A 387-nucleotide genomic window follows, 5' to 3' on the forward strand; every position below is an offset into this window, starting at 1 on the left:
GGGTGGACTTGATTGAAGATGCTATTTCAATATAACTGGCAAGTGCGAGACGAATGGTTTGAATGGTGCAAGCAGCTTTCTACGGAACAATTGCTGCAACAGCGTGTGGGAGGAGCAGGTACGATTCTTTACACCTTGTTTCATATTGCGGATGTGGAGTACAGCTGGCTGCGAGGCGTCCAAGGCAAGCCGGATATGGTCGTAGCTTACAAGGACCACCAATCGCTTCAGCAAGTAAAGGCGCTGTCAGATGCGTGGCGGGAGGAGCTGTCTTCTTTTCTGGAAGTGTGGTCAGGTGAACAGGAGAATGAAATGGTTCGCGTGCCATGGAGTGAAGATGAGCATACAAAAGGAGAAATCATCAGGCATGTTATTGCTCATGAAATC

The 387-nt window shown here is 48.6% G+C and carries 1 protein-coding gene; it reads left to right on the forward strand.

What is annotated here, in order from left to right; genetic code table 11:
- Positions 1–12: 12 nt before the first annotated feature.
- Positions 13–387 (forward strand): DinB family protein (locus SB775_RS27695; RefSeq protein ID WP_410864346.1); only part of this gene is annotated, 375 nt, incomplete at its 3' end.

Source organism: Peribacillus sp. SIMBA_075 (assembly GCF_046534585.1).